Annotated in this window: 11 protein-coding genes and 1 riboswitch; of the genes, 2 read left to right on the top strand and 9 right to left on the bottom strand. The window is 61.6% G+C overall.

Annotated elements, in window-relative coordinates:
- Nucleotides 1-112 precede the first annotated feature (112 nt).
- A complete protein-coding gene (rhlE, locus tag CYR55_RS19400; RefSeq protein WP_101818000.1) occupies nucleotides 113-1,480 on the bottom strand; it encodes an ATP-dependent RNA helicase RhlE in 1,368 nt (455 codons plus the stop codon).
- A 339-nt stretch (nucleotides 1,481-1,819) separates the two neighbouring features.
- Between rhlE and CYR55_RS19405 the strand changes: the two genes are divergently transcribed.
- The gene (locus CYR55_RS19405; protein ID WP_101818001.1) at nucleotides 1,820-3,013 is read left to right on the top strand and encodes a multidrug efflux MFS transporter; all 1,194 of its coding nucleotides are present in this window, start codon (nucleotides 1,820-1,822) and stop codon (nucleotides 3,011-3,013) included.
- Nucleotides 3,014-3,078: 65 nt separating this feature from the next.
- On the opposite strand, the gene CYR55_RS19410 is transcribed toward CYR55_RS19405, so the two are convergent.
- The 6 genes from CYR55_RS19410 to moaA all read right to left on the bottom strand — a co-directional run bounded on the left by CYR55_RS19410 (nucleotide 3,079) and on the right by moaA (nucleotide 6,709).
- Entirely contained in the window at nucleotides 3,079-3,789 is a 711-nt protein-coding gene (locus CYR55_RS19410; RefSeq protein ID WP_101818002.1) for a Bax inhibitor-1/YccA family protein, read from the bottom strand.
- 171 nt (nucleotides 3,790-3,960) lie between these two features.
- The gene (gene moaE, locus CYR55_RS19415; RefSeq protein WP_101818003.1) at nucleotides 3,961-4,416 is read right to left on the bottom strand and encodes a molybdopterin synthase catalytic subunit MoaE; all 456 of its coding nucleotides are present in this window, start codon (nucleotides 4,414-4,416) and stop codon (nucleotides 3,961-3,963) included.
- 2 nt (nucleotides 4,417-4,418) lie between these two features.
- A complete protein-coding gene (moaD, locus tag CYR55_RS19420) occupies nucleotides 4,419-4,664 on the bottom strand; it encodes a molybdopterin synthase sulfur carrier subunit (protein WP_101818004.1) in 246 nt (81 codons plus the stop codon).
- Nucleotides 4,661-5,140: a cyclic pyranopterin monophosphate synthase MoaC gene (gene moaC, locus CYR55_RS19425; protein WP_101818005.1), complete on the bottom strand. Its 480-nt coding sequence runs from the start codon at nucleotides 5,138-5,140 to the stop codon at nucleotides 4,661-4,663. Before moaC ends, moaD begins: the two co-directional genes overlap by 4 nt.
- A 9-nt stretch (nucleotides 5,141-5,149) precedes the next feature.
- Nucleotides 5,150-5,695, bottom strand: coding sequence for a molybdenum cofactor biosynthesis protein B (moaB, locus tag CYR55_RS19430; protein ID WP_101818006.1), 546 nt, complete (start codon nucleotides 5,693-5,695; stop codon nucleotides 5,150-5,152).
- A 24-nt stretch (nucleotides 5,696-5,719) separates the two neighbouring features.
- Nucleotides 5,720-6,709: a GTP 3',8-cyclase MoaA gene (gene moaA, locus CYR55_RS19435; protein ID WP_165699635.1), complete on the bottom strand. Its 990-nt coding sequence runs from the start codon at nucleotides 6,707-6,709 to the stop codon at nucleotides 5,720-5,722.
- Nucleotides 6,697-6,846, bottom strand: a riboswitch (molybdenum cofactor riboswitch). (Overlaps the previous gene by 13 nt.)
- Before the next feature lie 230 nt (nucleotides 6,847-7,076).
- Between moaA and yvcK the strand changes: the two genes are divergently transcribed.
- Nucleotides 7,077-7,985, top strand: coding sequence for a uridine diphosphate-N-acetylglucosamine-binding protein YvcK (gene yvcK, locus CYR55_RS19440; protein ID WP_101818007.1), 909 nt, complete (start codon nucleotides 7,077-7,079; stop codon nucleotides 7,983-7,985).
- Between the two features lie 49 nt (nucleotides 7,986-8,034).
- Here yvcK and CYR55_RS19445 read toward each other — a convergent pair whose 3' ends face one another.
- Nucleotides 8,035-8,286 (bottom strand): VF530 family protein, encoded by a 252-nt coding sequence (locus CYR55_RS19445; RefSeq protein WP_101818008.1) that lies wholly within the window; start codon nucleotides 8,284-8,286, stop codon nucleotides 8,035-8,037.
- A 63-nt stretch (nucleotides 8,287-8,349) separates the two neighbouring features.
- Complete coding sequence (gene uvrB / locus CYR55_RS19450; protein ID WP_101818009.1) at nucleotides 8,350-10,356, bottom strand: excinuclease ABC subunit UvrB; 2,007 nt, start codon at nucleotides 10,354-10,356, stop codon at nucleotides 8,350-8,352.
- Nucleotides 10,357-11,581: the final 1,225 nt, after the last annotated feature.

Raw genomic sequence — 11,581 nt, forward strand, 5'->3', positions numbered from 1 at the left:
ACCTCAGAAAAAGTGTGCGCCATGATACGGGCGATGCGCCGCCCGGGCAATCGCCTGAGCCACAGGCAAAAAAAAAGCTGCCCGCAGGCAGCTTTTTTTGGTGAGCGGGCGATTAATCCGCTTTGCCGGCCGGGCGTGAACGGCGCGGCTGGCTCGGGCGGCTCGGACGGCGCTGGCCGTCGCTGTGCTCCTGGCGCTGGCGCGGCTGGCCGTTGCGGCTTTCGCCGGTGCGCGGGGCACCGCTGCGCTGGCCGCCGCCATTGCCGCCGTTACCCCGGCCGCCGCCCTGACCACGCCCGCCACCCTGGCGGCCGTTGATGATCGGCTCTGCCTTGATGGTCGGGTCCGGGTCATAACCCGGCAGCGCAATACGCGGGATCTCTTTCTTCAGCAGGCGCTCGATGTCACGCAGCAGCTTGTGCTCATCAACGCAGACCAGCGAGATCGCCTCACCGGTGGCTTCAGCACGGCCGGTACGGCCGATGCGGTGCACGTAATCTTCCGGCACGTTCGGCAGCTCATAGTTCACCACGTGCGGCAGCTGGTCGATGTCCAGCCCACGCGCCGCGATGTCCGTTGCCACCAGCACGCGGATGCGGCCGTCTTTGAAGTCCGCCAGCGCACGGGTACGCGCGCCCTGGCTCTTGTTGCCGTGGATCGCGGCGGCGGTGATGCCGTCTTTGTTCAGCTGCTCCGCCAGGTGGTTGGCGCCGTGCTTGGTGCGGTTAAACACCAGCACCTGCTGCCAGTCACCGGTGCCGATCATCTGCGACAGCAGTTCCCGTTTGCGCTTCTTGTCCACGAAGTGGACGCTCTGCGCAACCTGCTCAGAGGCGGTGTTGCGGCGGGCCACTTCCACCGACGCCGGGTTGTGCAGCAGCTTGTTCGCCAGCGCTTTGATCTCATCAGAGAAGGTCGCGGAGAACAGCAGGTTCTGGCGCTTGGCCGGCAGTTTGGCCAGCACGCGGCGGATGTCATGGATGAAGCCCATGTCGAGCATCCGGTCCGCTTCGTCCAGCACCAGGATTTCGATCTGGGAGAGATCCACCGCGTTCTGGTGTTCCAGGTCGAGCAGGCGGCCAGGGGTGGCGATCAGCACATCCACGCCACCGCGCAATTTCATCATCTGCGGGTTGATGCTTACCCCGCCGAAGACCACCAGCGAGCGCAGGCGCAGGTGTTTGCTGTAGGCGTCGACGTTCTCGCCAATCTGCGCCGCCAGTTCACGGGTCGGCGTCAGGATCAGGGCGCGAACCGGGCGGCGGCCTTTGCTCTGGTGCGGGGTTTTGTTCAACAGGTGCAGCAGCGGCAGGGTAAAACCAGCGGTTTTACCGGTACCGGTCTGGGCGCTGGCCATCAGGTCACGGCCTTCAAGCACCACCGGAATCGCCTGACGCTGGATAGGCGTAGGCTCACGGTAACCCTGTTCTTCTACCGCACGCAGAATATCGGTATGTAAACCGAGAGAATCAAATGACATAAAGAATAAAGCTCCAGATCTCCCGTTACCAACAAGGTTGGTGCAGTTTCCGGGGAGATAGTAGACGAGGCAAGATGGGGCATCACCACGAGGATTCGGCACAAACTGCAAGTGCGCCAGTTGCGCAAAGTGTAGCAGATAACCCCTGCGATACGTTAAATATTATGCGGCCGGTCACACTGTGATGAAAAAAATCCTGGCCCACAGCCGGTTTTCCGCAGGCTGGCATGGGACTTTCCCGCCCATGACATAAAATCCTACGTTTTTCCGCTGTGCCCACCGTTCACCGGCCTGCTACCCTTGAACTCTGTTTCCCTGCAAGAAGACGGTTTGGGATCGATGGAAACCTGGAAGGTTAATCTTTTCTCAGTCTGGTTAGGCTGCTTTTTCACCGGGTTGGCGATGAGCCAGATCCTGCCGTTTCTGCCGCTCTATATTGAGCAGCTTGGGGTGCATGACCATGAAGCGTTGAGCCTCTGGTCCGGGCTGGTGTTCAGCGGCACCTTCCTGGTGTCGGCGATTGTCGCGCCGATGTGGGGCAGCCTGGCGGACCGCAAAGGGCGCAAGCTGATGCTGCTGCGCGCCTCCCTCGGCATGGCGATCGTGATGCTGTTGCAGGGCTTTGCCACCAACGTCTGGCAGCTGTTTATCCTGCGCACCCTGATGGGCCTGACCTCCGGTTATATCCCGAACGCCATGGCGCTGGTGGCCTCACAGGTGCCGCGGGACAAAAGCGGCTGGGCGCTCGGCACCCTCTCCACCGGCCAGATCTCCGGCGTGATTTTAGGCCCGCTGCTGGGCGGCTTTATGGCTGACCACGTCGGGCTGCGCATCGTGTTTTTCATGACCGCCGGGATGCTGTTTCTCAGCTTCCTGGTGACGCTGTTCCTGATTAAGGAGCGGGTGGTGGTGGTGAGCAAAGCGGACAAGCTCAGCGGCAAGGCGGTGTTCGCCTCCCTGCCCTACCCTATGCTTATCATCAGCCTGTTCTTTACCACCCTGACCATTCAGCTGGCGAACGGCTCCATCGGGCCGATTCTGGCGCTGTTTATCAAAGCGCTGACCCCGGCCAGTGACAATATCGCGTTTATCAGCGGGGTGATCGCCGCCGTACCGGGCGTCTCGGCGCTGCTGGCCGCGCCCCGGCTGGGGCGGCTGGGTGACCGCATCGGCACCGAGCGGATTTTGCTGGCCGCGCTGCTGTTCGCCACGCTGCTGTTTTTCATGATGTCCTGGGTCACCACGCCGGTGCAGCTGGCGGTGCTGCGCTTTCTGCTCGGCTTCGCTGATGGCGCGCTGCTGCCCGCGGTGCAGACGCTGCTGATGAAGCACAGCAGCGATCAGGTCACCGGCCGCATCTTCGGCTATAACCAGTCGTTTATGTACCTCGGCAACGTCGCCGGGCCGCTGATTGGCTCCGGTATCTCGGCGCTGGCCGGGTTCCGCTGGGTGTTTATCGCCACTGCCGCGATCATCATCATCAATACCGTGCAGCTCTGGCTGAACGTGAAACGGGTGCCGCGGCGGCGCTGAACCGCAGGCAGAAAAAAACCGGGCAATGCCCGGTTTTTTGTTTTCTGCTTTCTGCAACAGCGCAATCAGCGGCGGTTGCCGAAGATGCGCAGCAGCATCAGGAACAGGTTGATGAAGTCGAGGTAGAGCGTCAGCGCGCCGACAATCGAGTACTTGCGGAAGCCGTCGCGGTCTGCCGGATCGAGCTGTTCGCCGATGTTTTTCAGCTTCTGGGTGTCGTAGGCGGTCAGGCCGACAAACACGATGACGCCGATGTAGGTCACGGCCCACATCAGGGCGGTGCTCTTCAGCCAGATGTTCACCACGGACGCCAGCACAATGCCGATCAGCGCCATAAACAGCATGCTGCCCATGCCGCTCAGGTCACGCTTGGTGGTGTAACCGAACAGGCTCATCGCGCCGAACATCCCGCCGGTCACCACAAAGGTGCTGGCGATGGAGGAGTAGGTGTAGAGCACAAAGATGCTCGACATGGTGAGGCCGGTCAGCACCGAATAGAGCATAAACAGCGCCGTGGCCGCTGCGCCGCTCAGGCGGTTCACCAGCCCGGAGAGCACAAACACCACCGCCAGCTGGGCAATGATCAGCCCGAAGAAAGTGATCTGGCTGGAAAAGATCGCCTGCATTACCGCCGGAGTATTGGCGGCATACCAGGAGACAAATGCCGTCAGCAGCAGGCCGCAGGTCATCCAGCCATAAACCTGGGCCATGTAGGTCTGAATGCCGGTACCGGCACCCTGGATGATGGAATTATTGGAACGCGGATATCTGTCCATGTGAAACCTTTTGCGTAAGTGACAGAAAAATCAGGCTGCAACCGGCAGCCCCCTTAAAAGTATAGTTTAGCACAGCCGGGACAACCGCCTTACAACAGCAGCCTTACAACGACAGCCGCTTAACGACTGCCGCCGCGCGCCTGGCTCTGCGGGCGCGGCGCGGCCTGCGGGCTACGCCCAGCGCCCGGCGGCCTGGTGGTCACTGTCACGCGCATCTACCCAGCGGTCGCCTTCCGGCGTCGCTTCACGCTTCCAGAACGGCGCGCGGGTTTTCAGGTAATCCATGATGAATTCCGCCGCGTCAAACGCCATGCCGCGGTGCGCCGCCGTCACGCCGACAAACACGATCTCATCGCCGGGGTACATCGCGCCAATGCGGTGGATAACCGACACCCGTTGCAGCGCCCAGCGTTGGCGCGCCTCAGTGACGATCTCCGCCAGCGCTTTCTCCGTCATGCCGGGGTAGTGCTCCAGCGTCAGGGTGCTGACCTCACTGCCCAGGTTGTGGTTGCGCACTTTGCCGGTGAAGGTCACTACCGCACCGTCGTCGTCACACGCGGCCAGCCAGTTATACTCGTCGCCGACGCTGAAATGCTCAGCGCCGACGCGGATGCGGGTGTTGTCCATGTTCAGCCCCCGGTGACCGGCGGGAAGAAGGCGACTTCATCCCCCGCCTGTAACGGGTGGTCCATCGCCACCAGCGACTGGTTCACCGCCGCCAGCAGGTTGCCGGCTTCCAGCGCCAGCGCCCAGCGGTCACCCCTGGCGCACAGCGCCTGCCGCAGCGCGTCAACGTCTTTAAACTCTGCCGGCAGCGTCAGTGACGCCGTGCCGGTCAGCTCGCGCACCTGCGCGAAAAACAGGATCTCAATCATACGTCCGCCCTGAAGTCGCCGGATTTGCCGCCGCTTTTAGCCAGCAGGCGCACCGGGCCAATCACCATGTCTTTCTGCACCGCCTTGCACATGTCATAGATGGTCAGGGCGGCCACCGAGGCGGCCGTCAGCGCCTCCATCTCCACGCCGGTTTTGCCGCTCAGGCGGCAGCGCGACTCAATCCGCACCCGGTTATGTTCCGGTTGCGCCTCAAGCTGCACCTCGACTTTGGTCAGCAGCAGCGGGTGACAGAGCGGGATCAGATCCCAGGTTTTTTTGGCGGCCTGAATGCCGGCGATGCGGGCAGTGGCGAACACGTCACCTTTGTGGTGGCTGCCGTCGATGATCATCGCCAGCGTAGCGGGCAGCATCTCAACAAAGGCTTCGGCGCGCGCCTCGCGCACGGTTTCCGCCTTGGCGGAGACATCCACCATGTGGGCTTCCCCAGCGGCGTTGATGTGGGTCAGTTGGGACATAACACTCTCTTACTCGGTGGCATCCGGCGCGTCAGCCTGCGGCAGCGGCTTGAGGTGCGGGATAAAGTTACAGGGGCCGTGGCGGGCATCGAGTTGCTCGGCGATGATGCGCTCCCAGGCGGTGCGGCAGGCGCGGGTGGAGCCGGGCATGGCGAAAATCACCGTCTGGTTGGCGATGCCGCCAATGGCACGCGACTGGATAGTCGAGGTGCCGATCTCCTCATAGGAGGCCATGCGGAACAGCTCGCCAAAGCCTTCGATTTCGCGGTCAAACAACGGCCGCAGCGCTTCCGGCGTGCTGTTGTGCGCCGAGAAGCCGGTGCCGCCGTTAATCAGAATCGCCTGCACATCCGGGTCGGCAATCCACGCCGAGACCACGGCGCGGATCTGGTAGAGGTTGTCTTTGACGATCCGGCTCACCACCACCCGGTGCCCGGCCTCGTGCGCTGCTTCGCGCAGGTAGTCACCGGAGGTGTCATCCGCTTCGGTGCGGGAATCGGAGACGGTCAGCACCGCAAGCTGGGCGGGTACAACGTCACCACGGGGTTTGCTCATGGAAGCTCCTTAACAGGCAGCGAATCAGCCGCCGATAAATGACAGGTTCTGCGTGATGCCGGTGTTGCCCTCATGCAGGAAGTGGGTCTGCTTTTTACGGCGCAGCCCGCCCTGGATGCGGTCCAGCAGCGCCTCGTGGTCGCGGTCATGCGCCAGCAGGTCGCGCAGCGGCACGCCCTGCTCGCCGAACAGGCAGAGGTGCAGGTTGCCGATGGCGGAGACGCGCAGGCGGTTGCAGCTTTCGCAGAAGTCTTTGGCATAGGGCATGATCAGGCCAATCTCGCCCTGATAATCGGGGTGGCGGAACACCAGCGCCGGGCCGTCACTGCGGCCGCGCAGCTGTAACTGCCAGCCCTGCTGCATCAGCTGGCGCTGGATCACCTCGCCGGAGATGTGGTGCTTGCGGAACAGCTCGCTGCCGTCGCCGGTTTCCATCAGCTCAATAAAGCGCAGCTGGATCGGCCGGTCTTTGATCCAGTTGAGGAAGGCGGGTAACTGTTTGTGGTTGACGTCGCGCATCAGCACCGCGTTGACCTTCACCTTCTCGTAACCGGCCTCAAAGGCGGCGTCGATCCCTTCCATCACCTGGCGGAATTTATCCTGCCCGGTGATGGCGTGGAACTGGCGGGCGTCGAGGCTGTCAACGCTGACGTTGATCGCCGTCAGCCCGGCATCACGCCAGGCCGCGACGTCACGCGCCATGCGGTAGCCGTTGGTGGTGGTCGCCAGCGTGCGGATCTCCGGGTTCTCGCGCACGGCCGCGATGATCTCGCAGAAGTCACGGCGCAGGCTTGGCTCGCCGCCGGTCAGGCGCACCTTTTCGGTGCCCAGCTCAGCAAAGGCGCGCGTCACGCGGCGGATCTCATCCAGCGAGAGAAAGCTTTTTTTGGCATGGCCGGCGGATTTATAGCCGTCCGGTAAGCAATAGGTGCAACGAAAGTTACACACGTCAGTAATTGACAGGCGCAGGTAATAAAACTTGCGCGCAAAAGCATCGGTAAGTTGGGGCACCAGTAACACCTTTCCAAATACGGGAGATGCAGGCATTTCTGCCTCGCACCCTGGTGGCTTGCGCCACGGCCAGGGCGCCATATCATTTGTGTGAAGGTTTTAAATGACTTAGGCGCAAAGGCTAGGAGTATGATCATCCACCGGCCGCCAGCGGCGGGGGTGAAGACCCTGTTGAGAGGGAAATCTTAGCGCTAATTTCGCGCCGGCGCCAATCTGCTTTTTCGCTATATATATTGATATACAACGTATTTTGGCGCGCAACCGCTTGCTTTGTATCTGTCAGTAACAGCCGGTAAAAAAATCAGGTAAGATCGCCGCCGTCACGCCGGGCCCTCCCGCACGGCCCCGATTTCCCTCAGTAAGGAGCAGCATGCGCAACAGAACATTGGCCGATCTGGACAGAGTGGTCGCCCTTGGCGGGGGCCACGGCCTGGGCCGGGTGATGTCCGCCCTCTCCTCGCTCGGCTCCCGGCTGACCGGCATCGTCACCACCACCGACAACGGCGGCTCTACCGGCCGCATCCGCCGCTCTGAGGGCGGCATCGCCTGGGGGGACATGCGTAACTGCCTGAACCAGCTGATCACCGAACCCAGCGTCGCCTCGGCGATGTTCGAATACCGCTTCACCGGCAACGGCGAGCTGGCCGGGCATAACCTCGGCAACCTGATGCTGAAAGCGCTGGATAACCTCAGCGTGCGGCCGCTGGAGGCGATCAACCTGGTGCGCAGCCTGCTGAAGGTGGAAGCGCAGCTGATCCCGATGTCGGAGCAGCCGGTGGATCTGGTGGCGCTCGACCACGAAGGCAACCACGTGTATGGCGAGGTGGACGTTGACCAGTTGCAGCACATGCCGCAACAGCTGATGCTGTCGCCGCCGGTGCGCGCCACCGCCGAGGCGATCGACGCCATCATCCATGCGGACATTATCCTGATCGGGCCGGGCAGCTTCCTGACCAGCCTGATGCCGCTGCTGCTGCTGGATGAGCTGGCCACCGCGCTGCGCCGCAGCACTGCGCCGATTATTTACATCGGTAACCTGGGCCGTGAACTGAGTGTGGCGGCGGCGTCACTCTCCCTGCCGGACAAGCTGGCGCTGATGGAGCAACGTATTGGACGCAAGGCGATTCAGGCGATCATTGCCGGGCCGCGCGCCGACACCCGCGGCGTCACCGACCGGCTGATTGTTCAGCAGCCGCTGGAAGCCAGTGACATTCCCTACCGCCATGACCGCGAACTGCTGCGGCTGGCACTGGAAAGCGCACTGCAACAGATGAAATAATCCGTTACACCGCCAGTAAACGCAAAAACCGCCGTCAGGCGGTTTTTTTTCAGGGCTGCTTCCAGGGATTGCCGTGTTGGGTATCAATATAGAGCTCTTCGACTTTCTGCCGCGCCCACGGGGTACGGCGCAGGAACTTCAGGCTGGATTTGATGCTGGGGTCGCTTTTGAAACAGTTGATGCTGATGCGCTGGGCGAGGCCCGGCCAGCCGTAATGCGCCACCAGCGCCGTCAGCAATTGCTCCAGCGTGATGCCATGCAGGGGATCTTTCGGGGGGTGGGAAGTCTTGTCGTGCGTCATCGCCGTGTCGCCTCTGAAATCGGGGGCGCACACCTTAACAGGTTTGTGCGCCCCGGCAAACCATCAGGAGGCGGCGATGAACTGCTCGCGCAACTGATGGATCTCATCACGTACGCTGGCCGCTTCCTCAAACTCCAGGTTCTGCGCATGCACGTACATTTTCGCTTCCAGCTCGCGGATTTTGTTATCCAGCGCTTTCGGCGACAGCGCCTCGTACGTCGCTTTGGCCTCGGCAGCGCGTTTGCTCTGCTTGGTGCGTGAGGTCGGCTGGCCGAGTTGCAGGATGTCGGCAATGCGCTTGTTCAGCCCCTGCGGCGTGATGCCGTGCTCCTCGTTGTACGCCTGCTGTTTGGCGCGGCGGCGCTCCGTCTCTTCAATGGCGCGCGCCATCGAGTTGGTGATCTTGTCCCCGTAGAGGATCGCCTTGCCGTTAAGGTTACGCGCCGCACGGCCGATGGTCTGGATCAGCGAGCGCTCAGAGCGCAGGAAGCCCTCTTTGTCCGCGTCCAGAATCGCCACCAGCGACACCTCCGGCATGTCCAGCCCCTCACGCAACAGGTTGATGCCCACCAGCACATCAAATTCGCCCAGGCGCAGGTCGCGGATAATCTCGACGCGCTCCACGGTGTCGATGTCTGAGTGCAGGTAACGCACCCGCTCGCCGTGCTCTTCCAGGTACTCGGTGAGATCCTCGGCCATGCGCTTGGTCAGCGTGGTGACCAGCACGCGCTCGTTGATCGCCACGCGCTTGCGGATCTCTGACAGCAGGTCGTCCACCTGGGTGCCCACCGGGCGCACTTCGATCAGCGGGTCCAGTAAGCCGGTCGGCCGCACCACCTGGTCGATCACCTCATCGCCGGATTTTTCCAGCTCATAGTTGCCGGGCGTGGCGGAGACGTAAATGGTCTGCGGCGCCAGCGCCTCAAACTCCTCAAACCGCATCGGCCGGTTGTCCAGCGCGGACGGCAAGCGGAAACCGTACTCCACCAGCGTCTCTTTACGCGCCCGGTCGCCCCGGTACATGCCGCCGATCTGCGGGATGGTGACGTGGGACTCGTCAATCACCAGCAGGCCGTCCGCCGGCAGGTAGTCAAACAGCGTCGGCGGGGCCTCGCCCGGCGCACGGCCGGAGAGGTAGCGCGAATAGTTCTCAATGCCCGAGCAGTAGCCCAGCTCGTTCATCATCTCCAGGTCAAACTGGGTACGCTGGGTAATGCGCTGCTCCTCGAGCAGTTTGTTGTTCTCCAGCAGCGACTTGCGCCGGTCGGCCAGCTCCACCTTGATGCCCTCCATCGCCTCGAGGATGCGCTCCCGCGGCGTAACGTAGTGGGTTTTCGGGTAGATGGTGAAGCGCTGCACATCCTGCTCCAGGTGGCCGGTGAGCGGGTCAAACAGCGACAGCCGCTCCACTTCCTCATCAAACAGCTCCACCCGCAGCGCCAGATCGTCTGACTCCGCCGGGAAGATGTCGATCACCTCGCCGCGCACGCGGAAGGTGCCGCGCTGGAACGCCTGATCGTTGCGGGCGTATTGCAGCTCCGCCAGCCGGCGCAGGATCGAGCGCTGGTCAATGATCATGCCGCGCGTCAGGTGCAGCATCATTTTCAGGTAGGCGTCCGGGTCGCCCAGGCCGTAAATGGCGGAGACCGAGGCCACCACCACCACGTCGCGCCGCTCCAGCAGCGCCTTGGTGGCCGAGAGCCGCATCTGTTCGATGTGCTCGTTCACCGCCGCATCCTTCTCGATGAAGGTGTCGGAGCTGGGGACGTAGGCTTCCGGCTGGTAGTAGTCGTAGTAAGAGACGAAATACTCCACGGCGTTCTCCGGGAAGAACTCCTTCATCTCGCCATACAGCTGGGCCGCCAGCGTCTTGTTGGGTGCCAGCACCATGGTCGGCCGGTTGAGGTCAGCGATGACGTTGGCCACGGTGAAGGTTTTGCCGGAGCCGGTCACCCCCAGCAGTGTCTGGTGCGCCAGCCCGTTCTCCAGCCCCTCTTCCAGGCGGCGGATCGCCTCGGGCTGATCCCCGGACGGCTTGAAATCGGAACGCAGTTTGAACGCTTTACTCATTGATAGGCTACCTGTTGGAGAGACGCGGATGACACCGCGGGAAAACCTGACCCTGCCCGCGACGCGGAAAGGGGTTACACGGCTACTAAGTATGGAGGCCGGTGCGATTTTTGCCAGCTCTATTCTACTGGATATAATTCCAGGTTCAAGTGCACTTTTTCAGCGCGCCTGACGGGCGGTGCCTTACCCACGCTGGGCAAGCCTGCATGAAATGACAAAAAAATGATGCTTTTATCACAGGTTGACTTTTATCCCCAGAACGCGTCGCAAATTAACCTGATGATAAAAATGAGACATCCTCGCAACAAAATTATCGCCCCGGTTTTTACCTGACTTGTTTTTTACTAATTTACTGATAAAAAACATCTTTTATAAAAAGCGGCGTTTCGCACCAATCTGGGCGAAAGCCGCGCCCCGCCTTGCTTACAGCGACTTTTCGTCCGCTCATGCACAAGGTTATCCACAGGAATGGTGGATAACTCACACAGCGCCATACGCGGCGGGAGTTGGCAAAAAAGGCGCTTCGCCCGGTTGATGAGGTTTAATGGCCTTTTTTTAGTTAATTTTATCCCGGTTTGCCTGGCTATTTATACTGATAAAGACTAATACGCCCCCTTGCCAAACCGCAGAACGTCCTTTTTCGCGGAGAGGAGGCGGCCGGGCCTGCGCCACCGGTCAAGAGTGCACCAGCATCACCCGGCAGGCACCGGCGGAGTGCATACCCATGGCGCGCCACCTGCTCAATGATTAACCCGGCTTACCTTTTTCTGCCCGTTATTCCCTGACCAACCGTTAACAACCGTGTAACTTTCTCCTTTTTTCCTGGTAACTGAAAGTTGGCCTGCGGATTGCTTGATGGTTACAGCGGCAGCCGTTTTTCCCTGTTTCAGGGCACAGCGGCATTTCACTGTCAGGGTGCGCCGGTGCCTTGTTTTCGTCGGGCAGACGACGGCTTTTCACCATTAACCCCTGCCGGAACGCCGTTTACCTGCGCTTTCACCTGGGGTCACCCAGGCCGGATCACCGCAGAATCTGCTGGGGATAGGGGTAAAAAGGTGACCCTGTCCTGCCTCTGCCGCAGGTCACCCACGCGCCCGCCGTGTAAGAGGCCCGCGGCTGAGTGTTATAGGTAAGCCTCTGTTTTGCCCGGCCCGCCAGTGAAGGTACGCCGGGCGCAAGGCGCTGCCCCTTTTGCCCGGTTAACGGGCGTGGCGCACGCCGCAGG

Source organism: Chimaeribacter californicus (assembly GCF_002858675.1).
Taxonomy (GTDB): Bacteria; Pseudomonadota; Gammaproteobacteria; order Enterobacterales; family Enterobacteriaceae; genus Chimaeribacter; species Chimaeribacter californicus.